The sequence below is a fragment of the Anaerolineales bacterium genome (genome assembly GCA_003105035.1).
Taxonomy (GTDB): Bacteria; Chloroflexota; Anaerolineae; order Anaerolineales; family UBA4823; genus FEB-25.
The window spans coordinates 78,071-100,588 of record PQAL01000037.1 but is presented as its reverse complement, the minus strand read 5'-3'; the positions used below and the strand labels follow the sequence as shown (position 1 = coordinate 100,588).

Here is a 22,518-nt window from a genome sequence, read left to right as displayed (position 1 = left end):
ATGTTTACGAATGGAAACGGCTTTGGCAAAGGTTTGACAAGCCTCTATGATCCGGGACAAGCGACTGGGTGTGCTCACGATGATGGCTTGCAAGAAGTAGTCGCCAACGAGGTCATCGACCAGGTCAACCGTGAGTTCCCGGTCAGTATACTTCGGTCTCCGTCTGAAACTGACCGCCAGCGCATCCAGGAAAGGATCAACCAGCTGGTTGGATTAGCTTTCCGGCGTAACAATGCCTATTCGAGTTATCAGACCGATATCGCCCTGGCGGAAGAGCTAGGCCGGCGCCTGATGGGCCTGGGCTTCCTTGACCTTCTACTCCCCCCAACCAGAACCGATTTGTCCGAAATCTGTATCTATTCTAGCGGTCTGGTACAGGTAATGAAGAAAAATAGCGTGCGGTGGGAGACGCTTCCTGACACGAAACCCGATCCAGGGGAAATTAACCGAGTGCTCGACCGCCTGCTAGGCCCGCAGAACAAGAGCCTTAACGAAGCCAACCCTTCGATCAACGCCAAACTGCCGGTAACGCCTCACAATCCAGGTGGTGGGCGGGTGAAAGCCATGCACCCGGCTATCGTCCCGCCCGGGCTCAACCCCAGCATCAACATCCGCCTGTTTGAGCAGAAGCCGGTCCTGCCGGAATGGATCCTTGAACGTGGCATGATGAGCAGCGAGATGATGGCTTTCCTCCAAACTGCCATGGAGCAGGGCTACCGCATTCTGATCAGCGGAGGGACGCGCACCGGCAAGACTACTCTGCTCTCTGCCCTGTGCAACTTCCTGCCCCCGACCTGGCGTATCGTGAAGATCGAAGACCCAGAGGAGATTTGGATCGACCGCCCCACCGTGCAGACGGTTGAGGCTCGTCCGGCTGCCATTGGCACTGAAATTCAATCCTATACCCTGGCCAATGGCGTGGACGATGCCATGCGCATGTCGCCCGACTACCTGATCTTGGGAGAGGTGCGAGATGGCCAGGCTGGATTGAGCCTGTTCCGGGCGATGATGACCGGGCATTCTGGCGCTTCCACTTTTCATGCGGACAGTCCTCGTGAGGCAGTTCGTCGTCTGACGACCGTCTTGGGGGCAGACACCGGGATGCGGCCGGCAGATGCGCTTCGCTTGATTTCTGAAGCTGTGGATGTATTGGTGCAAATCGGCATCCGTCACGAAGTGCGCCGGGTGACGGTTATCGCCAACGTCGTAAAAGAGCTTAAAAACAGCGATATCGCTTTCGAGCCGGTCTACCGGTATGAGGAATTACCAACGGATGTCCAGCCGCGATGGGAGAAGGTGGGTGATTTGCATCCTCGTCTCCAGGCTGAAACGGTTTTATAGGAAAGGTTGGTCTGCATGATAACTTTGATTGGTCTACTTGTTGGGTTGTTGGTATTTGTCTTGTTTGCGCCGCATCGTATCCGGCGGGGGGAGGCCAGTCGACGCCTGTCAGAGATGTATTCATTAGACACAACCAGGCAGTTGAGCGAGTTATTACCAGAATCCCTGGAATATAAGCTCCTGGCGGGTGGTGTGCGGTTGCAGCCGGCTTCGTTTCGGCTGCTCACCGTCGCAACTGGCGTAGCTGCCACTGTGATTACCTGGCCTCTGCTCCCTGGTATTCCAGCCTTGATCCTAGGATTCATTGTGGCATTTTTACCTTATTCCTGGTTGAGCGAAAAAGTCAAGAGCCGCGGCCGGGAGATCGACCGGCTCTTGCCGGTGGCGGTTGGGCGGATTACTGCCGGGCTCCTATCTGGCGGCTCTATCCCGGATGTCCTGCAGCGGACCGGCGAGTCGCTCGAGATTGAAGCGCCTAATCCTTTGTCGCCTGAGCTCTCGCTGACTGTCGCCGAGCTACGCAGCAAGGACCGGCAGCAGGCTTTTCGCAGTCTGGCAACCCGCTCACCTTCCACCTCGCTCTCCAACCTGGCGTACCTGCTGGATGGATACAGCGAGGCTGGGGGTGGAAAGTATGCCGAGGTTCTCCTGCAGATCTCCCAGCGGGTTCAGCAAATCCTGGTAGCACGCAACCGCTCGGTGGCTAAAGCCAGTGATGCATTGCTCTCAGCCCGCCTGATCCCAGGAGTGCTATTAATCGTTTTTCTCTTTCTCACCCGCGATCCGCTCATCCAGAAGTCGCTCCTGGTTTTCCCAGTCCAAGCTGTGATCTCTGCCGGGATTGGCATGATGGTCGTGGGGTATCTCATGATCCGTTCGATTGTCTCGGAGGCGGTATGACTCTCGTGTATTTGATCGGCATTGCAACAGCCGTCCTGTTGATCTTCTTATGGGTGGAGTTCGTGCCCAGCCTGGCGAAGGGCAGAGCGGCGCAGTTTTTGATCGAAAGCGAACAGCTGGCTGGGAAAAAACTGCTTGGCTGGCGGGGTTGGCTGTCCAGGCTGGATAAGCCCACATCTCGCTGGGCGCCCGGCTCGCTCTTGCGCAGAAGCCGGTCCGACTTGTATTTTGCGCAGCTGGTGGGCAAGTGGGCGGATTGGAACGAAGTTCAGTTCACATCTTTACGACTGGCACTGGCATTGGGAGTTTTTATCTTGGGTCTGCTGGTATACGACAATCTGCTCCCCAGCATACTGGCCGCTTTAGTCGGCTGGCAGGTCCCAGCCACACTCCTGGGCAGCGTAGCCCGCCGGGTACGCCGACGTTTCCAGTCCCAGCTACCCGAGTATATCCAGCTCGTAGCCGCCCAGATGGCCGCTGGGGTTTCCATTGAAGAAGCCCTACGTCGCACGGCCCAAACTGGCAGCCTGGTTGGGAAGTGGATGCAACGCGTGCTGCAGATGTCTCAGGGCCGGGTGATCTTTCCCCAGCTTCAGAAGGAAGCCCAGTCTTCGAACCTGCCAGATCTGATCGGCCTCTCTGTGCAATTGGAATTCGTCCGCCTGGGCACGGCGCAACAAGAATTAATGACCCAGATGGCCAACCGGATTGCTGCCGAATTCGCCGCTGGAGCCGAGCAGCGCGCTGAGAAGGTCGGGGCAGAGCTGGTCATCCCGATGGTGCTGTTTTACTTCCTGCCCTTCATCGCCGTGATCCTGATCCTGATTGGGTGGCCGATCCTGAATACTTTATAGGTGCTGCCATGATTGGTTATGAATTGTCAGTGATGCAAACATTGTCGATTGCCGGGTCCACTTTTGCAGTGGGGATCACATTAGGTTGGATCCTTGCCTTGCTACACATCGGGGGCATATCTAGAAGGTCCGATCATAATGATAAGGAAGATTGAAAATTATGAGAGATCGGATGGGTTTGGCTTTTTTCACCTTTGCGGCGGTGGTTTCTTTCCTGGCAGCCAATGAGCACCAGTCGTTGCTGGCCTGGATGGCGGCATGCCACAATGGAATCCTGGCAGTTTTCTATGCCCGGCGCAAACCTGCTGTGAAATCTGATCGGCTGGGGCTGTGTTTGGGGATCCTGGCTGCCTTGCTGCCTCTGGCAACGATTTCTTCCGTCGAAATGCCACTTCCCTTGATGATCACAGGCTTTTTGGGTTATTCCTTGATTTTTTGGTCGCTGATTTCGTTAGGGAATCACTTCGGAATTGCTCCCGCAGATCGTGGGTTGGTGGTGTGTGGCCCGTATCGCATTGTACGGCATCCGATGTACCTGGGCGAGCTGGTACTGCGTGGGGCGTTGGTAGCCTCTTCAACCCAGACATTTATTTCTGCGAGCTTGCTCATAAGTCTGGCTGGGATCCAGATCGTGCGTGCTTTAAGGGAGGAGCGTATTATTACTGGTTACGATGCCTATGCAAGGCAGGTTCCTTACCGGCTGTTGCCAGGAGTATGGTAATGGCGATTCGTATGTTTCCTTTGATCGCTTACCTGGCTTCTTCGGTATACCTGGTTTGCTGGGTGATCCGCCTATTGCGGGCGATATATCTGAGAGGAAGAAACTGGGCAAATCCAAAAAGGTTAATGTTTTCGCTGAAAACCTTGGTCAGGGTCAGTGTTGAGAAGGGAACGTTAGTTTACCTTGTAGGGATGTTATTTGGAGGGCTGGCTACTTTTTGGCTGATTCATATATTCATCCAAGAGTGGCTATTGGTCATTTTCGTGGTTTTGGGCGTGCTGGGTGATGAAATGCGGATTTCCTCAACCGATATGCGGCTTTTGGAAGTGGTGATCTTCTTTGAACGTTTAGCCGCTAATACTGGTGAAAACCAGGACTTATTTGGGGCTTTGACCAGCGTCATCCAGGAATTGCCGGAGGGTGACGTCCAGAAATGTGCTCGTGAGGCCGTTCTTCGACGCTGCAGCGGGGATAGTTTCGAGAGAAGTTTGAAACCATTGGGAGGGATTAATCCCTTTCTGGAGGAATTTCTTCTCACACTGCAGCTAAGTGGTTGGCGTAATAGGCCTGGTTTTTACTTCATCCTCAACCGCCTAATGGTCCGAGCCGGGCGGAAATGGGATTGTATCAGCCGGATCCTTTTAATAAAAGACAAAAGCCGGCACTATATCCGGTTTGGACAGGGTGTTCTCTTTGCCAGTATGTGGGTGATCATCATCAGTAACTTGTCTGCGTTAACTGTTGTCATGCCAGCCTTGACTGTCATTACCCTGGCAGGCCTGGCACTGCTAGTATTGGGCGGGTTGTTCTATCTGCTACTCACGAATCATTGGCTGAGGCGGTCCCTGGCGATTTTCATTTTTACGATCGCCATGACATCTTATGCCAATTCACTCGTCATCCCAATTCCCTCTTGGATCCACGTAGAGACAATTTCTTATCAGTCAGATAGTTCGAAGGGTATTGTTGTAGTCACTCCTCAAATTGCGACCATTTATGAGGGGGTTACTGTTGCATCCCAAATGCGTGCTGCCTTGAACAATCCACCTATTGCCGCGGTTACCAATCCAACTTCAACTCCCACTCCAACCGGTGGTCCAAGCACGATCCTTAATCCACCATATTTGACCGCCACACAAGTCATTCCTGAGGTAATGAACCCATGCAGATTTCTATCTTACCAACCCAGGTGATACTCCTTGTCTTTTTGTTGGCCTGGCTGGGTGCATGTGTGGTGTTCGATCTGCGTTCCAGGCAAGTGCCGTCCTTGTTAACCATCCCACCGCTGGTTCTATCTGCACTCTGGCGTTTGCTTCAGGGTGGTTGGTTGGTCGTGATTTTGGTCGTTGCCTTGATCTTGATTTCAGATTTTCCCTGGCCAAAGTGGCGCATACCTATGGCTTGCATAGTGACTATATTAGCGCTGTCCATTTCCGGACCATCAGAAAGCATTTATGCCTTCCTGGTTATTTTCGCTGCCTGGGCGCTGTGGGAGATTGGCGTTACTGGCGGTGCAGACGCCAAGATCATCATATCTCTGGTTCTCCTGTTCGGGAATGGACTGGTATTCATTCCGATTGTGATGGCGGGCGGCATCCAAGGATTGTTAGGCTTGATGACCAGGAAGAAGACCATTCCCTATACAGTTGCCATTACCTTGGGAACGGTTACCTGGCTGTATCTGACTGTCGTTCGTTGAACACCTTGATATTATCTGAAAGGAGGTGAGAGCTATGCGTTTTCTAAAAGACACTGCTGCAATCGAGACGGCCGAGGTGGCTGTGATCATCGCAGTCGTCGTCCTGGTCGCTTATGGCGCGTACCAGATCCTGGGCCAGAAGATTGCCCAGGTTGTGCAAGATGTTGCTGGCAGAATTTAAACTTGAGAGGCAGGGTTATCCACGAGACTGCCCTGCCTTTCAGCCTTTTTATTAGGAGGTATGTATGCGATTCTTGAAAGCTCGTAGGGCGATTGAAACCTTGGAAGCCGCAATCACCTTCCCGATAGCCATCCTGGTCATGCTGGCTACGATAAACCTAGGAATGGTGGTGTATGGCCAGCAGGCTGTCCAGGCTGCTGCCAGGCATGGGGCGCGCATGGGAAGCGTGGCCCAGCAGTGTAGCGCATGTTACGCTATGAGCGCCGCCAGCAGCGCCATTAACGGTGATCCCATTGTGAAGCAGGCCAGCGTTGCAATTCTATCCCCCGGTGGGGTGGCGGGAAGCATATTGACCGTACGTGTTTCGGGCAGCATTCCCAGTTTCCTGGGAACACTGGTGCCTGGGCTACCGAGCAGCTTTCCATTGTCGGCGGAGGCCACGTTCCGCCAGGAGGGTTGGTGATGAAAATCCTGAATGATCGACATGGTTACTCTTTGACCTTTTGGACGGGATTTTTTGGGATTATTCTGGTCCCGATCATGGCGCTTAGCATGGAACTGGGAAGATATTTCTACGCCCGGGCGGAGGTTGCTAAAGCTGCGGATGCGGCTGCACTAGCAGCTGCAGCGGAGATCAGCCAGAGGGTGTTCGAAGAAACAGGGGATCTTCAACCAACGAGTAAAACCTGGGCGAATGCTCAGGAGTTTGCCAGCTTGAATAACGGCTATCTGGCAAAATATGGAGTTAACGCAATAGTGACAGGGATTAGTGTGGATGCGGGTGACGATACCGTGTTGGTTCAGGTATCCGCTAACCTTGACCGGCTGTTTCCGAGCATTGTGCCGGATGTGATGGTCGCTGAAAGCGGATACGCGGAGATCCAGTCATTTACACACTGAAATGCCGACCTTACGTTTGTTTTTAGTATAGGCATTAATACCAAAATAACAAGAAGTGATGCAATAGTTTGTTCAATCGGATTTTCACATATTACCTCTGCAATACTTGGTGATCACTGCGTTACTAGTAGGAAGAAATGAGCATTTTGTTTGCATAAATTAGAAATATATATTTTCGTAAAGACGTATAATGGTTAATTAATAAAGAGTAATACGTCTGTAGATACAAACCGCTCTAAAGTGAAAAACAAATGAGGCAGGTTGGAAGATGGTATGTCTACTATAAATCAGTTTTTTGATTCCCATCCCCAAGAAACTGGATATAGGGTAAGTAAGCGTAATCGTATAATCGATATATTTTCAGAATGGGTAGACGAAGGAAGTTTTAAGGATTGGCACTTGTTACTTTACCCGTTTACCAACGAACCACTTTGTTTTTTTAATTCGAATACTGTCAACGATTTACTTTCATTCTTACTAAGTCATCCATATTTAGCGTGGGAAGCAATAACAATAATGGCTCCAAGTCTCAACCATGCCATATCATCTGCTTTAATGCCAACACCGAGTTGGAATAAGCAGGACAGCCTTAGTTTGGATTCCCCCGATCATGCTGCTGAGTTTGAATCTATCTGGCATCCTGAATATCAGCGGTACTCGGAACATGTGTTTAATCACCTTATCAAGGTTCCACTTTATATCCTGGGAAAACTGTATCATAAGGATTACATTACCCCACCACTTAGTAATAGAGTGAATGTCCTTGGGTCGAATATTGGTACATCCATAACCTTGGGGTTTGATTCGATCGTGAGAAATTCCATCGCTCATGGTAGTGCTGATTTTGAAATAATGGCTATCCGTTACAGGGATGCGGAGAGCACAAAAACGCTAAGCTCTTTCGAATTCGGGGATCTCTTTGATGAACTCGTAGATACATCCCATGGTGTGCTTATTGCTATTCTTTTATTCATTGCGGAATACTTGGAAAAACCTAATGCTCCGAACTCAAGTACGCTTCCTTTTGGTGTTAGGTATCTGCTTACTATTGGATATGCATCACATCCTTCTCTTACTATAGTCACCATGCTTGAAACGCATTCTATAGGAACTGGATTTCAACTTAATATTGTATGTAAGGTTAAAAATCCATCAAGGGGTGCCCATCAATATGAAGGTCTATACATATCATGGGTTTCTGCAAAGCTATTCCCTTCGTATAACAGGTATCTTATAGAGATAGATTCTGGCCAACCAGCTCATTCAATGCTTGCTATTAATGGTAATGTTCTTTCAGAAGCGATAGTAAACAGTCAAGAGCTTACGGAATGTGCTAAAGACCTTATACAAGGCGCATTGCTTTGGTATGATGCACCACACTGGAAAAGTAGCTTATCTACATTTCGAAATATTTTTTCTGCACGTTTTCCAGAATTACAAACACAAATACGCGCTGGATTTGAAAAAGCCGGCTACATTTCCCCTATCTATAAATATAAAATTGTATCTATTGAAAATAACAGCACTCAATCAGTGCCAAGGATTCTCTGTTATGTCTTACTTAACCTAAAAGAGGCACTATCTGATGTAGTACTACTTTCTACTCTGAAACAAATAATAAGGAGACTCATGCGAGTGAAAGTTAAGTGTCTCGGTATATATGGCCCTAAGGGGCTTTCTAGAAGACCATCTCATATCACCGTAAGGTTATCGCGAAATCAAGTCCGGCTTCGGGCCCTTAAGTCGCAATCATGGCAAAGTAATGACCTGATTCTTATTGCAGAATGGTCTAGGGAAAAGCGTAAATTATTTCCTTTTTATACAAAAAATGCTGATTATATAGAAGGATCGCTTAGAGTTAAATATAATCCGAACCTTACTTTGAGAAAGCCCTAAAGTTGTGGTAAGCCGGCTGAGGTTCTGCGACAAACAGCCTATCATCTTACAAACTTTACAATCAAACATTCCATATATAATTGCTTTCATTCATTGAGGAATAGTAAATGTAGCGAAGTTAGTATCTATTTATAAAACAAGGATTAATCGAGCTTACTCATAAAGTGACCCATACAAACACTTATCATAAAGATATGCTGATATTTTTCAATGATCAATAACTACATCCGTATTCCCGATCCCGATCTATCTATTTATCGATATTTTCGTCTTAAATACTTTGAAGACGGACTAAATCATAAGAATATTATGCTGGTTAACCCATGTGTGTGGGAAGACCCGATGGAGTTAGTTGGGGGTCTACTAGGGATTTACATCACTGAAAAAGGTAAGCGAACTCAGAAGTTTATTTCTTATCCTTTTACTAGGATATACGCACAATGCTGGTCAATGACTAAGGAATCAGATACGCTTCTTCGCGCGTATTCTAGAGTAGCGATCGATCCAGATACACAAAGAAACTCTTTATCCGATGATGAGGGCGTTAGCGTCCGAACAACTCCTCGAAAGTTATTCAATGCTTTAGAATTGGGAATAACAAAAACCTTCCCAGGATTCTGTTACATTGGATCTGTTAAGTATTTATCATCTCAGGAGTTAACGCAGACAGTTGCGAATGCATTTTTACGGGGAACGAATGTATTTGACAACCCAATCAACTTGGCTGAACTTGCATTACTAAAGCGAGATGCGTTCGCTCATGAATCTGAAGTACGACTTCTTTTCATCAGCGAATACGCAATACCGAATGTAAAGAATATTGAAATACCAATTGATCCTAACACTGTATATGATTCTATAACATTCGATCCTCGACTCGAAATATTTCAGAGACTTGAGCACGAAGCTAAAGTTAGAGATCTCGGGTTTACTGGCACATTTATAGAATCAGACTTGTATCATCGAATTGAATTACAGGTGGACCTTACGGATAATAATAGGTAGAACGGTCCCTTTCTAAGTTACCTTGATACTGACATCTATTATTCTGGGTAGAAGGAAAATATGAGCATAAAAACCCTGTCATCAAATCAAAAGTTTATTTTGTCCACTAGAAAATACTCTGATCATAGATGGATGAGAGTAGCTGAATTTCCTGGTTCACATGACTTATTGGATGGTCAAGAATATGAAATAACATTCGAAAACGCAACAGATGAAAGCTTACTTATACTTACTAATGAAATTAGGGATATAGAATTAATAAAACGTCTAAACTTGGCAATGAGCTATGTAAGCGACCAAGGATTAGAGACTATACAATCACTTACACACATTACTGAGGTAGACGTCTCATGCACAGGAATCGCAGACCAAGGCGTAAGGTATATAAAAAATCTCAATAACCTTGAGTTACTGTGGTTGGTTGACTCGGATATATCAAACCATGGGCTCTACCTCCTGCAGGTGCTACATAAATTACGGAATTTTAATCTTATCGGTTGCAATGAACTAACTGACGAGGGGTTAAGTTACCTTACATCATTTAAGAAACTTGAAAACCTCTATTTAGCAGGGTGGGTGTCTGATAATGGGCTAAGGTATATCGGCCAGATAATTACATTGAAAGTTTTATTCTTTAATGGTTTTTGGTGCCAAATCAGCGATGAAGGGATGATCGAGATAGCAAAATTAATTTTTCTTGAGAATCTCTCACTCCGATTTTGCCCTAATGTAACAGACTATGGAATAAAGCTATTGTCCAACCATAAGTACTTACGCTTTTTTGAAGCCCAAAGCTCAATTACGGATATGAGTCTCCAAGTAATTGCCTCCTTCAAGAATTTGGAAGTATTATCCCTGCAAGAATGTGTTAATCTGACAAACAATGGTTTCAAGTACCTGTCATCAATGGACAAATTAAGAAAGATAAGGATACCCACACAAATCACAGATATTGGTGTTCACCACCTTATTGGCTTACCAAACTTATCAATCATGCTCCTGTCTAAGAATTCCGAAATATCAGATCAGGCAAGAAAAGCATTTGAAACGAAAGGTGTAACGGTCGAAGAAGGTTGGTGGTAATTCTTCAAGGAAGACCACAATTCAAGTGCTAAACCTTTAGTTTATTTATCACCTTAGGATTTATCTACATCAATTATTTTAATGGTCGCTTGACAAGACGATCGAATTTTGTTTCTAATATTATTAATTGGGGTCAAGAAAATCGGGACACTTGTCCCTCCCCTAACGGGACATCTGCCTATCGACTTTGATACTGTAAACATGTATGATTACTATAGTCTGAGCAAAGCAACACGGTCTCTACCGGGCTCAGGCATCAAACTTATGATCTGCAAGGCGTAATCAAACGCCGCTCACACGTTGGCCGGGATACTCCTGCTGGAGGATAGTCCCGGCCAATTTATTTTAACCACTTTTCAATGGAGGCTGCAATGATCAATGATGTCGTTCTCGAAGGGATAATCGTTAGGACTTGGAAGTACGCTGATGACCTGCTCTTTCGCCTGGCTTGCTACCGTGACCCTGACCTACCGCAGAAGCCGCTCAACGAAGTCCAGGACGCGGCCGATTTCGTCACCATCCGCGTGCCTAAGGGTAACCTGGGCGCACCGGTGGTGGTCGAGAAGAATTATTACGTCCGGGTGCATGGTTTCATTCAGAGCCGGGATTACGAAGAGAGCCTGGCGGATTTTCTCAAGGATGCCCGCGGCGCAGAGCTGGCGGTGCCTGAGACCCTGGACCCCTCCGAATTGCGTGCTCCACGCGGCACGACCGAAGTGGTTGCTCGGCGCATCATGAGCCAGGTGAACGGATCTAAACGGTAGTCTTTCAGGTATACAAGTATTTCTTTGCGGTAGTCTGCCGCCATCGGGTGCGGTTTAGGGGGTTCAGCTAACAATTGAATAGTCTGTGACTCATACGTTGGCCGGTGTATTTCCCCCAGGAGGGATGTGCACCGGCCTTGCTGTTTTAACAAGCAGCTCGCACCTTTACAAACAGCCTCTTTGCGTAAACGCTCTGCCCTGGCAGGCGGTGGCCGCTGCCCCTTAGTCCGGGGGTGGGTCGTGAGAAGCGCTGGAAGTCGTCCGCAAAGGCCAGGCTCATAAGATGCCTAACAAAGGATTAATAGTCTGCCAGGTTGGTTTTATGCCAACCTGGCAGATCCTCATAGATTCAGAGCAGCAAACTTTGAAGGCTAAGCACTTGCTTGGCAGTCAAGGTTCGCTGCCCTGATGTGCCCTGAGATTATAGAAGGGCAATCGGACAGTAAAACGTTTATCCGCCATCACTTGTGGCGGAATAACGTCGGAAACCAATCCCCACACTTTTTTTTCACACGAAAGGAGCGAAATGTATACACGATGATCACAGCACCCCCCACCCTGGAGAACCAGCTCCAACACGAGCGCATGGCCCGGGCACAGGCTGCTCTGATGAGCGGCGATATGCAGGTAATGGTCCTGACGGACTGCACCTGGATGGTCGCCAGTAAGAGCAACCATTACATCGTCTCGCTGGATGACGATGCCTGGGCCTGCACCTGCCCCGATTTCACCGGTCGCTGCCAGCATTTTGGCCTTCGCTGCAAGCACATCGAAGCAGTGCGGATGGTAGAGATACAAAAGATCGCTGAAAGCGGGCTGGGAAATCAAAACATGAAAACAAAGTTTTCAACCACTCACATGGAGGAACACATGAACAAAGCAATCTCAAAACCCGATCCACCCACGTCAGATCCAGTTATCGAACAGATACTTTGGAAGTTAAGGCAACCGTTGGACATGAACCGTGTCAAGCGCCGCCAAGCAGGTGGGCAAGGGACAGTTCCCTACCTGGAAGGCTATGACGTGATTGAAGTCGCCAACGACCTGTTCACGTTTCGCTGGTCGTTTGATTTAGTCAGCGAGCCACACATCATGCGTTGGGATAAAACAGTCACGTTTTACGACCAGCGCCTCAAGAAAAAAGTGCCAGTGTTGGGCGAAGACGGCAAGGTAAACACGGAGGTCGCTGGTGTAGCCTACATTACCGGCAGGATCATCGTCGAATTGGATGGCAAGACTTACAGCCACGCCGACGCTGGACGATGCACCTTCAATGGGGATACACCCGAAGCCCTGGATGTAGCCATCGCTGGGGCGGTCACCGACTGCTTGAAGCGCTGCTTTCGCCAGCTGGGTGAGCAGTTCGGCAACAGCCTGTACGACAAGGAGATTGCCAGAACTGCTGGCCTGGAAAACGGCGCCTCGAATAGCCACGGATCCAATGGTAATGGACGATCCGAAAAATCGAGCGGGCAAGTGGCTACACCGGTTGCATCCGTCTCTCAAACAGAGGGACTTCAATACCGGGACGGAATCACGGTAGACACAACCAACGCCGCGGAATTGGAGGCCTTCAATGCCTTCAAGTCTGCCCACCATGAGGATTTCCCGGCTTCGCGCGAAACGCTGCGAGCCTGGGTCGCCAGCCTCAACGGCAAGAAGTAATTCCATATATACGAAACGGAGGAAAATCACATGTCATACCAAACGATCATCATCGCCGGTCACCTGGGGCGTGACCCGGAAATGCGCTATACGCCTGCCGGTCAGGCGGTGGCCAACTTCAACCTGGCTGCCAATCGTCAATATACCGACTCGAGCAGCCAAGTAGTAAAAGAGACCACCTGGTTTCGCATTTCAGCCTGGGGTAAAACGGCTGAGAATTGCAATCAATACCTGCATAAAGGCAGCCTGGTGCTGGTGGAAGGCCGGCTGATCTGTGACCCTGAAACGGGCAGCCCACGGCTTTACACTCGACAGGATGGCTCTCCCGCTACGTCCTTTGAGGTGAGCGCGAATACTGTACGTTTCCTGTCTGGGCGTGAAGGGGAAGGTGGAACTGAACCCGCCAATAATGGCGCAGTCACGAATTCATCCGAAGACATACCGTTCTAGTCTACGAGAGATTGCCCTGAGATCACCTGGGGCAATCTCTAAATAACTCATCCGGAGGTCAATATGGTCAAGAAGATTTACCGCGGTGAACCCGGCGGGAAGGTGAAAGTCATCCTGCCATCTGGGAGATCGCGACACTTACGACACGTATTACTACACAGCCCGACTGGTTTTGCATGGGGTTACGAAGGGTCAGGTCCGGCTGATCTGGCGATGAGCTTGCTGTGTGACGTGCTGGGAGAAAGACCATCCAGGAAGCAGCTCATCTATGGACGGTTCAAAGCATATCCCCATCACCAGGATTTCAAGCACCAGGTTGTATCTCATTGGAAGATCGGTCGGACGTTTGAAATTGACTCTGAATCTATCGCAGCCTGGTTGCGCCAACGTGGTGCAGAGGTTTAGCCATGGCTGGTAAATCCCTCCCAGTCCGTAGCCACTACTTGAAACTATATTTCCCCGCCGAAATCAGCGTTGATAAATCCGATAGGGAAGATACTCCTGCCTCACCTGATCAACCTTGCCCGAAATGCAATGGTGAAGGCTATATCGTGGTCAGGGTCTATCCCTGGGATGGCTGTTCATACGATGAAAAGCCATGCGATTTGTGCAATCCAGCCAAAGATGATTTTGAATTCGACTACTAAGGAGCGACTAATGCAAAATAATTTCATCCGAATCACCCAACCAGGTTTTACTAAACGTCCCATTCGTATCATGGTCGTAGGATACCGGTATATGGTGGACTTCGGGCCTTCAGTCAGGCCACAGGTTCACCTGGTGGATCAACTTCAACACTGCTCGTGTGAGCTCGATACTGCCTGTCCGGCTATCATAGCCGTCGCGGAGTACCTTCGTAATGGCGGGCAGCCAGCTCCCGAGTCACTGCCTCCCTGCCCCATTTGTGGCGCAGAGACCTACCGTGACCGGGATTGGGATAATCAATACACTCACGAATTCGGTTGGGTTTGCACGGAAGGTGGGCTTAGCCACTTCTTGCAAGCCAAAACCGAAAAAATAAAAGAGGCGTTTCGCCGCAAATTTTCAGCAGTCAGCGAACACGAAAATATCGCTGGCCGCTGATTTTTTTTAATGGAGGATATGATGCAAGAACGAAATTTAATCAAAATGGAATCAGCACCTATCGCGGTACAGATCGGCGAGCCATTCCATTGCTGGGAGTGCGGGTCGCTCGACCAGGGCGGTAGATTCCTGGTTATCGACCACTCCCCGTTGGAGGCTTACGCGGACTACATCTACTACATGCATTTGGCTTGCGGTCATAATCCGCGCAGTGTGCGTCTTAACGATGCCATCACCCCCCTACCGCCGCTGGATCGCTCGATCGAGGAGAACCTGGGGATGGTATGCGAAGGTTTGGCATATCTGATAAAGACCGTCCCATTCGATCAACAAAACCAGGAGCCAGTCTCCAAGATCATCTACCTATTGCTTGCCGGTAGGATCTCGCCTCAGTTAGCTATCAACCAGCTGCAAAGCCTGGTCCTGACCGGTGAACCGTTCCAACCAGCTCGATTACCGATCCTCGTACAAAGCTTGCGGTAATCCTGTCTCAATCAGCCCACACGCCGCCCGCTCTGGTACTTTCCAGGGCGGGCGATTGCTTTACACGGAGGAAAACATGTCCCAATTACTTTTACTACCGGATCAGTCCGGTCACACGAAATACACTCCCAAGCACAAGCTGCTCCCCTTACGGGAGCGCCCTGTTGAACGTGTCAGCAACCACGCCGGTGCCTGCACAATCGTTGAGCTGCTGGCTGCCATACTCGGGGGACCGCAGCCTATCGAAACCGCCGATGCCCTGCTGGCGCATTTCAACGGCCGGCTTTCTGATCTACGCCGCGCTCCGGCGCACGAGATCGCCGATATTACCGGCATTGGGCAGCAAAACGCGGCGCGTGTCAAAGCCGCTGTCGAGCTGGGGTTACGCCTGACCCTCAACACCGAAGAAGATCGCCCGACGATCCACAGCCCGGCGGATGCAGCTGCCATGCTGAAGCACGAGATGAGTGACCTGGAGCAGGAACACCTGCGGGTGATCCTGTTGGACACGCGCAACCGGGTGATCGACATCGTTGAAATCTATCAGGGTAGCCTGAACTACGCCCAGGTGCGGGTAGCCGAGCTATTCAAGCCTGCCATCCAGCGCACGGCAGCGGGAATCATCCTGGTGCATAACCACCCGAGTGGAGATCCAACACCCAGCCCCGATGATGTAGCGGTGACCCGTGAAGTCGTTCTAGCGGGTAAGCTTCTTGATATTGACACGTTGGATCACCTGATCATTGGCCGTGGTCGTTTTGTCTCGCTTAAAGAGCGTGGCCTCGGGTTCAATAGTGGTGTTTCTGAGATTGGGCTTGGCTGTCGCCAGCTGTCTGTTCGATATAACATTCATGAATGGGAAGAGATCTACTCCTACACTCGCTCCCAGGCTTTGGCAGATGGCGTGCTTGTGGATGTCTCTCAAATGGCATCGGAGGCTGGTTTTCGCTACGCCACTGCCATCACTGCTGGTTTACATGCCCGTCTCACCCCGAATGAACGAGAGAGAGAGCTGGGTCAGAGTTATAAAGGTCGCTTATGGGACGTAGTCTTCCTGGCATCCTTCGCTGCTCGTCAAGCTGGGGAAACTGATCAAAGTCAATTCGAAGTCAGCTTATTCGAGGCCGAGGAAGATCCACCACATTGCACCCATCACAACACCTTGAATCTAAGAATCGTGGTCGGTCCCGGAGATGAAGGCGAGCCAGTTATTACGATCGGCTTTCCTGAGGATTTCTAGGGAAGTAACAAATATCGCTTTTTAAATAGATTGTCTAGCAAATAGCGTAATATTGTTCAATCAAATAAGTTATCAATTTGAAGGAAACTGATGGAAATGTAATAAATAGAAAAACAATCGCTTTAAATCAACACTCCGGTTCTGACATGATTCATGCCAGAACCGGAGACAACCATTACAGGAAACTATTAAATAAATTAGTTGAAATCAGATTATGAAATGTGCTGCGCGTCGTTATTATGGGAAAAACATTCCTTCCAAATTCCCTTGTAGTGTAAAAGGCAACTTATAAATTTCGCAGTTATCGGGTTTGACCAAAACGATGGTCGATTCAATGGCTTGCAGATCCTGTAAGTTTGCTGCCAGCCATCCATTACTGCTCCATTCGATCTCTACGACATCGACATTATCCAATACAAGGTGCATATCGCTTCCGTCAGTACGGACTAGGTATAAGCTGCTGTTATCAAGGCCGCGATATGCAATCCATTTGCCATCGGGCGAAAGTGTAGGGTTGAGGAACTTGGGCGTGCCGTTTTCTATGGTGAATAGCTCATGGATAACACCGCTTGCAAGCTCGAAGGAATAGACTTTCCACGCTGCCCCGCCGGTGTATGGAGCGACGAAATACACAAGAGTGCCGTCTGGAGACCAGCCCACTACCGACTCATAGCTCAGCTCGGAAACCTGGCGTAGGTCTGTCCCGTCAGCATTCATTATAAATACACTGTCAATGATGCTGCCATTCAAGTACACAAAGGCAATCTGTCTTGCATCCGGTGACCAATGGATATCAAATCCATAAGCATATTGAAGGATTTGGTCAGTTTGTGTATCCACATCAAAAATATGGATTGCGTTATCTAAACCAGAGTAGGCGACTTCTTTACCATCCGGCGATAACGCGCCCCAATTACCGCGCAATGTCACCACTTGTTTTTGGCTGCTATCCAGGTTGTAAAGGACGAGGCCCCATGTTCCAGTGTCTTCTAGCTTTTCATAGAACAGCGCCTTTCCATGGGTCAGTTCAGCAGGAGCAGGGTTGAGCTGTTCCAGTGTATCGACTGACGCGCACAGGCAGGGATGGGGAGTTGGGATAGCAGGCAGATCCGTGCGCAACGAGGTGGGAGACCATTGACCCTGCCAGGAGATCGGATCGCCGATGATGGTCAGGTTGGAAAGAGTAACCGTAAGAACGCCGGTTGGAAACTGGGTAAAGCTGAGGCTCGTGGAAAAACCGCCGTCAGTTAGACCACGCCCCCAACCATGGCCAGTAGATGTATATCCGCTGATTTGTATATCAGCGCTGATCACGTTCGGATCTCCCTGGAAACTGAAGCGGTATCCATTACGCGATTCAGCCGTGATGGAGAGCAGTCTGAGCGTATGCCCGGCGAGTTGGATGTCCTGGTTGGGAGTCCACTCCTGGCCGGGCTGGGGATTGGAGCCAGCATCGAAGGTGAACTCCGCAGTGGCGTTCGGGTCCGCCTGCTGGATGGTGAAGCCAGAAAAACTGAGATTCAGGGGGTAGACCAACCCGGCAGCCTTGAACTGCATGAACCAGTAAGGCCCATTCGGGTCAAGACCGAGCGAGTTCGGGCTAACATCTTGGGGGTGGGCAAAAGCTACTTCTTTCCCGGTCTCATCTCTGATTTCTGCGTCGCCGCGTTCCACCTGTTCTCCAGGCGGACCTTGGAATGGGAACTGTCCAACCAGAATGTAACCCTCGCTGGTTTCGATCTCTTTAATGATCGTTATCTGGTTATTCACCCCAGAAGTGGGAGTAGCGCCCGACGCTTCTGGCACTGCAGTGGTTTCTGGGATCAGACTAGCCTGTGGTGAGGGTACAAGATCGATAACCGGCATTACAATCAAGTCAGGAGGGGCAGTAATAAAGCGCAAGGAGAGCTCCCAATTGTCAGGCGTTTTACCCGGTAAAGTGTTGAAGATGCACGGCATAACGAAGGTGGCTGCATTGACCCCATCTGGTATTGGCTCGAAATCATTACCTTTACGGGCGAGCTGTGTTCCATCTGGGAGGCGCAGGTATTCTGGCTTGGTGCATCCCATGATGTCTTCTCTATCTGGGTAAGCGGACCCAGGCACTCCGAAGATACGATATTCGATATGTGTCTTATCCGCACTCAGGGTCGCAGAGGTAACCTTGATGGATATCTCATTACGAGTGACTGTAACTGGCTCAGCCAGCACCCGGATAGGCGACCCCTGTTCCACGATGCCAACTCCAGGGATATAACCGAGCAACCCGCGCACCGCTGCGATTACCCGCTGCGGCCCAATCGCCAGGAAGCCAATCAAGAGTACAGTGATGATAAAAACCGCTACACAGGCAGGTCGTAGATAAACAGGGCGGTTAGTCCTTGGCTTGATTTCTGCCTCGTGCAAGATGCGTGCATGTAAGTCTTTTAGAAATTCTTCACGTGCCATTGGAGTTGAAACCGATGCACGAATTTCTTCTTCAAATTCAGGAGTAGGAGTTATATCAGACATGAGAATTCTCCATGGGATATTCTGTATCCGTTTGGGCCTTTAGCCGGGCCAGCAGCCGGTAGAGTGTTTTTTTGACCGTATCTTCTTTTTGATTGAGCAAATGCCCGATTTCTGCAAATCGTAGATCGGCCACATAGCGTAAGCGAATCAGTTCCTGCTCATCAAAGGACAGACTACGGATGAGTTTTGATAAGGCGATTATCCTTTCCGTTTTAATGATTTGCTGTAATAAATTGGAATCCTCAGCAACGATCTCTGTTTCATCAAGCGAAGTTTCATTTCGCCGCTGGCGGAAAAAATCCATTGTCTTGTTGCGGGCGATGGAAAACAACCAGCTTGCAAAATACCCATCGTGCTGATACTTCGGAAAGTGCTCTAAAGCAGCTAAGAAGGTTTGGGCGGTAACATCTTCCGCCTCTGGAACACTCCCGATACGGCTATATAAATATCGATAGACAGGCTGGGCGTAAAGCGCATACAATTCCCCGAATTTCTGTGGATCGCGCCTAGCTGCTGCAATGATTTGTGAAACCTGCTTATCTTCTGGTCGATGAATTCGTTTCATGGTCATGGAAATTGTACTCTCAACCATAAAGTTCCCTTTTTCCCGGGTAGATTAGTTTTGAGCTCTTTATGTATAACGGATAATAACTCAAAAAGGGACTGGATTTCTAAATGAGATTGTAGTGACCAATTAAGCACAAATAAAACAATTTTATTTGACATGCTCCGATTCTGGCAGCCAATCTGCTTGAACCGGAGTTTTCTTTTATCCCCTAAAGCGAATAAGAGACATTCATAACTATTTAGCGAAAGAGGTGCAATCATGGCAGATGAGAGTGTAAGTAAAAATATTCCCCAAAACCATGACCCACAAAAAGATGGCCTTCTGGGAGATGATATAACCACATTCAAGGAGCAGCAAACCTTACCAGATAAGCTCCCACAAAGCCTGATCGAATGGCTGGCACGCATCAACCAGCGTTACCTGGCGCTCACTCAGCAAAAGACCAACAACACAAGTTAAATTTCATCCCGGCTGTTTCGGGATGGGAAGTTCCACGAATCGTTTTGGATAGTTTTCTCTGTTATTTTCGGAGGTTACTACTTTGATGGAAAGGATAAAACAATATGAACCGATACAAACAAAGAGAAGACTCTTCCCCTCTCCCTGGAGCAGCCTACATTCGCTTTTCATCTGAGATGCAAAGCGACTCATTCAGTCTAGACGCCCAACTACGCCAGATCAAGGAACAGGCTGAGCGGGATAATGTGGAAATTGTCAAGGTTTACTCTGACCCAGCCCAGTCTGCGTATCGTAAGAAATACCGTCCAGGGATCAACGCAATGCGGGAAGCTGCTCGGAGCGGCGAATTCAAAGTGCTATACGTACATAAAGTTGATCGATTGGCACGCCGGCTAGAATGGTCGCTGGAAATTGTCCACGAGCTGCAATCCCTGGACATCAACTTCAAGGCTGTCCAGCAACCCTTTGATCTGAGCACACCTGAAGGAAAGCTGTTGTTTCATCTGGTCAGCTCCTTGGGCGAGTTTTACTCTGATAATCTATCTAAAGAGACGAACAAGGGTAAACTAGAGCGCTCATTGCAAGGTTATCACAATGGCGCTGTCCCATGGGGATATGTCAGTGTGCTTAAAGCTAACCGCAAAGTAGGTGTTCCAGACCTAGAAAAAGCTCCTGTGGTGGTTGCCATGTTTGAACGTTATGCCACCGGGCTGTATTCAGATATGGAGATATCTGACTGGTTGACAGAAGGTGGTTACGTCAGTGTAAAAGGCCGCTCTTTTAACAAGGACTCAGTGCGTGACATGCTTTGTAACCCGTATTATATTGGTAAAATCCGCTACCGCGGCATGACAGTGCGCCCCAAAGGCGTAAGTTATCGCTCCACGCCGCCCCAGTTCTCTGAAGGCCAGCATGAACCAATCATCACTCAGGAATTATGGGATCGCTGTCGAGCTGTTCGAGCCAATCGGCGTGTAGAGGTCAAAACCCTTCAGAAGCCCGCCCGGGTTCATCTACTGCAGAGTCTGGCAGTTTGCGCTTACTGCGGCAGGCGTCTTCGCATTCAAACCCCAAAGAACTATCCTACCTACTACCGTGAGGAATCACATCTGCGGGGTTACCACGACTGCCCATACTCGGGTCAAAGCATCCATGCTGAAGCATTAGATAAGCAGATCGCAGCTCTAATCCAGTCCATAAAATTGACTACCAATTGGGAGCAGGATGTCCGCAAATTAATGCCCAACGATCAGGTTGAACCCGACCTAGAGGACGAGCGCAAGGAGATCCGCAGCATGTTACGGCTTATGAGGGATAACTACGAGCGCGGTCTTTACGAAGGAGAAGAATATCAATATTGGCAAAAAGTTAACGCTCTGAAAGAAAAACTTGGACTTCTTAATCGTGTTCCTGAAGCCGACATCAATCGCGCGGCGCGCACTTTGCTGAATCTGCACGATAGCTGGGAGTGGGCAACCCGCGAAGAACGCAAGATGCTGGTGCGTACCATGATCCAGGAAGTCGGCTGTGATGTGGGATCAAAGCGAATTATCTGGGTGAAGGTGAAATCAGATTTCGAGGTTCTCTTCAGGTTGATGGATGGATTACGCGCTGATGATGAGCGACGCTATTGGATCGGCGAACAGAGTATAGGAGTAAATACTTATGACATGGGAGAAGATATAAGACATAAAGGTATAGAAGTCAAAATCACCCTTTCAATGTCTCACAATACCTTGACAAGGGACGAAGAGTACGTAAAATGAATATCAGGCTTAAAGACAAACACTTTTATGTAATAAGTAATTTTAGTAGTAGATTACGACAAGGTGGGAAATACTGTTCTTTGAAATCGGTAGTTCAACAGATCGAGAGCCGGAAAGTTCGCTTGACTTTGCGCTCCGCTGAGAGGATACCCACCCTCTCCGCAGCTTGAAAGAAGCCCTTCTCCGCACGGAGAGGGGTTTATTTTTTTTATTAATGCAATTGTATATTATCTATGGGCGAAAGTCGATGGGCAGATGTCCCGAGTGTATAGGGACAAATGTCCCGATTTTCCATGGTCAATCCATGTTAATAAAAATTGAACAGAGTGTGACCATTTTTCCTTTGGTGAAGAGTTGCAGATTTTCTCTCTTTGCTTAATATTGTGAGTACAGGGCTGGTGCAATTCTGATACAGATATGCTGAAACAGGTAGCAAGGAGCGCAGCAAGTTCTATGTTGATATGGTGACATCTGTGACGCGATAGACAGCTATTTTCCCCTTTCCTCTGTCATCATATCCACCGCCCTGGAGAGGCCGCGGGTTAGAGTCCCGCCAGCAAGCGGCACCGCCGTAATGCACGGCAGGTGGCCCGCCTAAAGGCAGGTGATGGTGACCCCATTAGGTCTAGCTCTATAGCATTCAAAGAAGAATAATTCTTGATTATTCTGCAACTGAAGCTTACCTTTTTAGCAGATTCGACTGCTATGCAAAGCATTAGAACTTAGTGAAATTAATAAGTTATGGCATCAGACGTTAAGCGCCAATCCACGAATGGGTGTTAATTCTGTTCGCTTTTTATAAGATCAACACCAAGCCTTGTATTACAGATGCTTTGATATCTACCTCTGCTACAGGTAAAATGTCTCGTTTTGGTTGGCACTTGTTTTCTCTTGGCAAAGGCAACCTCAAATCATACCGTGTCTGTAGGTTGCTTTTTACTCATCGAGT

At 48.8% G+C, this 22,518-nt stretch carries 23 protein-coding genes; 21 read left to right on the top strand and 2 right to left on the bottom strand.

The genetic code is table 11. The features are described 5' to 3' along the window. The 19 genes from C3F13_16365 to C3F13_16275 all read left to right on the top strand — a co-directional run bounded on the left by C3F13_16365 (position 1) and on the right by C3F13_16275 (position 16,265). On the top strand, positions 1 to 1,341 hold the full coding sequence (locus C3F13_16365) for a CpaF family protein (GenBank protein ID PWB50525.1): 1,341 nt from the start codon (positions 1 to 3) through the stop codon (positions 1,339 to 1,341). Positions 1,342 to 1,356: 15 nt separating this feature from the next. Next, on the top strand, positions 1,357 to 2,241 hold the full coding sequence (locus C3F13_16360) for a hypothetical protein (protein ID PWB50524.1): 885 nt from the start codon (positions 1,357 to 1,359) through the stop codon (positions 2,239 to 2,241). After that, on the top strand, positions 2,238 to 3,095 hold the full coding sequence (locus C3F13_16355; protein ID PWB50523.1) for a hypothetical protein: 858 nt from the start codon (positions 2,238 to 2,240) through the stop codon (positions 3,093 to 3,095). Before C3F13_16360 ends, C3F13_16355 begins: the two co-directional genes overlap by 4 nt. Before the next feature lie 160 nt (positions 3,096 to 3,255). After that, a complete protein-coding gene (locus C3F13_16350) occupies positions 3,256 to 3,816 on the top strand; it encodes a hypothetical protein (protein ID PWB50522.1) in 561 nt (186 codons plus the stop codon). Then, positions 3,816 to 5,009: a hypothetical protein gene (locus C3F13_16345; GenBank protein ID PWB50521.1), complete on the top strand. Its 1,194-nt coding sequence runs from the start codon at positions 3,816 to 3,818 to the stop codon at positions 5,007 to 5,009. The genes C3F13_16350 and C3F13_16345 overlap by 1 nt, the downstream gene beginning before the upstream one ends. Further along, positions 4,979 to 5,515, top strand: a complete 537-nt coding sequence (locus C3F13_16340) for a hypothetical protein (protein PWB50520.1) — start codon at positions 4,979 to 4,981, stop codon at positions 5,513 to 5,515. Before C3F13_16345 ends, C3F13_16340 begins: the two co-directional genes overlap by 31 nt. A 245-nt stretch (positions 5,516 to 5,760) precedes the next feature. Beyond that, positions 5,761 to 6,159: a hypothetical protein gene (locus C3F13_16335; GenBank protein ID PWB50519.1), complete on the top strand. Its 399-nt coding sequence runs from the start codon at positions 5,761 to 5,763 to the stop codon at positions 6,157 to 6,159. Next, on the top strand, positions 6,159 to 6,596 hold the full coding sequence (locus C3F13_16330; GenBank protein ID PWB50518.1) for a hypothetical protein: 438 nt from the start codon (positions 6,159 to 6,161) through the stop codon (positions 6,594 to 6,596). The genes C3F13_16335 and C3F13_16330 overlap by 1 nt, the downstream gene beginning before the upstream one ends. A gap of 273 nt (positions 6,597 to 6,869) precedes the next feature. Further along, positions 6,870 to 8,492 (top strand): hypothetical protein, encoded by a 1,623-nt coding sequence (locus C3F13_16325; GenBank protein PWB50517.1) that lies wholly within the window; start codon positions 6,870 to 6,872, stop codon positions 8,490 to 8,492. A gap of 210 nt (positions 8,493 to 8,702) precedes the next feature. Beyond that, positions 8,703 to 9,497, top strand: a complete 795-nt coding sequence (locus C3F13_16320; GenBank protein PWB50516.1) for a hypothetical protein — start codon at positions 8,703 to 8,705, stop codon at positions 9,495 to 9,497. A 60-nt stretch (positions 9,498 to 9,557) separates the two neighbouring features. Further along, a complete protein-coding gene (locus tag C3F13_16315; protein ID PWB50515.1) occupies positions 9,558 to 10,580 on the top strand; it encodes a hypothetical protein in 1,023 nt (340 codons plus the stop codon). A gap of 371 nt (positions 10,581 to 10,951) precedes the next feature. Further along, on the top strand, positions 10,952 to 11,344 hold the full coding sequence (locus C3F13_16310; GenBank protein PWB50514.1) for a hypothetical protein: 393 nt from the start codon (positions 10,952 to 10,954) through the stop codon (positions 11,342 to 11,344). Between the two features lie 537 nt (positions 11,345 to 11,881). Next, the gene (locus C3F13_16305; GenBank protein ID PWB50513.1) at positions 11,882 to 13,009 is read left to right on the top strand and encodes a hypothetical protein; all 1,128 of its coding nucleotides are present in this window, start codon (positions 11,882 to 11,884) and stop codon (positions 13,007 to 13,009) included. Positions 13,010 to 13,039: 30 nt separating this feature from the next. Next, the gene (locus C3F13_16300) at positions 13,040 to 13,459 is read left to right on the top strand and encodes a single-stranded DNA-binding protein (protein PWB50512.1); all 420 of its coding nucleotides are present in this window, start codon (positions 13,040 to 13,042) and stop codon (positions 13,457 to 13,459) included. A 63-nt stretch (positions 13,460 to 13,522) separates the two neighbouring features. Then, positions 13,523 to 13,864, top strand: coding sequence for a hypothetical protein (locus C3F13_16295; protein ID PWB50511.1), 342 nt, complete (start codon positions 13,523 to 13,525; stop codon positions 13,862 to 13,864). A 2-nt stretch (positions 13,865 to 13,866) separates the two neighbouring features. After that, positions 13,867 to 14,106, top strand: coding sequence for a hypothetical protein (locus C3F13_16290; GenBank protein ID PWB50510.1), 240 nt, complete (start codon positions 13,867 to 13,869; stop codon positions 14,104 to 14,106). 10 nt (positions 14,107 to 14,116) lie between these two features. Then, complete coding sequence (locus C3F13_16285; GenBank protein PWB50509.1) at positions 14,117 to 14,542, top strand: hypothetical protein; 426 nt, start codon at positions 14,117 to 14,119, stop codon at positions 14,540 to 14,542. A 21-nt stretch (positions 14,543 to 14,563) separates the two neighbouring features. Beyond that, complete coding sequence (locus C3F13_16280; protein ID PWB50508.1) at positions 14,564 to 15,025, top strand: hypothetical protein; 462 nt, start codon at positions 14,564 to 14,566, stop codon at positions 15,023 to 15,025. Positions 15,026 to 15,101: 76 nt separating this feature from the next. Further along, entirely contained in the window at positions 15,102 to 16,265 is a 1,164-nt protein-coding gene (locus tag C3F13_16275; GenBank protein PWB50507.1) for a hypothetical protein, read from the top strand. Between the two features lie 237 nt (positions 16,266 to 16,502). Here the strand turns inward: C3F13_16275 and C3F13_16270 are convergent, their stop codons facing one another. Both C3F13_16270 and C3F13_16265 read right to left on the bottom strand, forming a co-directional pair. Continuing rightward, on the bottom strand, positions 16,503 to 18,776 hold the full coding sequence (locus C3F13_16270; GenBank protein PWB50506.1) for a hypothetical protein: 2,274 nt from the start codon (positions 18,774 to 18,776) through the stop codon (positions 16,503 to 16,505). Continuing rightward, positions 18,769 to 19,368, bottom strand: a complete 600-nt coding sequence (locus C3F13_16265) for an RNA polymerase subunit sigma-24 (protein ID PWB50505.1) — start codon at positions 19,366 to 19,368, stop codon at positions 18,769 to 18,771. Before C3F13_16265 ends, C3F13_16270 begins: the two co-directional genes overlap by 8 nt. 234 nt (positions 19,369 to 19,602) lie before the next feature. Here C3F13_16265 and C3F13_16260 point away from each other — a divergent pair, with 234 nt between their 5' ends. Further along, a complete protein-coding gene (locus C3F13_16260; protein PWB50504.1) occupies positions 19,603 to 19,803 on the top strand; it encodes a hypothetical protein in 201 nt (66 codons plus the stop codon). A 104-nt stretch (positions 19,804 to 19,907) separates the two neighbouring features. Continuing rightward, a complete protein-coding gene (locus C3F13_16255) occupies positions 19,908 to 21,569 on the top strand; it encodes a hypothetical protein (protein ID PWB50503.1) in 1,662 nt (553 codons plus the stop codon). Positions 21,570 to 22,518 lie beyond the last annotated feature (949 nt).